1 protein-coding gene is annotated in these 257 nt (G+C 58.8%); it reads right to left on the bottom strand.

Annotation, left to right across the window (positions count from 1 at the left end; genetic code table 11):
• Positions 1-257, bottom strand: a 257-nt coding sequence (locus tag J8I29_RS29800) for a hypothetical protein (protein ID WP_209434443.1), incomplete at both ends; no start/stop codon positions are given.

The raw sequence follows: 257 nt of genomic DNA, 5'->3' as shown, positions 1-257 counted from the left end.
CGAACGCGGTGACGAAGTTGCGCAGCGGCGAATCCACTCGGCGCAGTGAGTAGCTGCCCAAGGTGGCGATGATGATGCCGAAGATGCTGGAGTAAAAGCTGATCTCCAGGCTGAACTGGATGGCCTGCCGGTAGAACTTCGACGTGAAGATGCGGGTGAAGTTTTCCAGGCCCCAGCCGGCCTCTTCGGTTTGCAGGCTGCTGATCAGCACCCACACCAGCGGCGCGATCTCGAACACGATAAAGAACAGTGCGAAG

This window comes from Labrys sp. LIt4 (assembly GCF_017813775.1).
Lineage (GTDB): Bacteria > Pseudomonadota > Alphaproteobacteria > Rhizobiales > Labraceae > Labrys > Labrys okinawensis_A.
The sequence above is the reverse complement of the archived record's forward strand: the minus strand, read 5'-3'. Positions and strand labels throughout refer to the sequence as shown.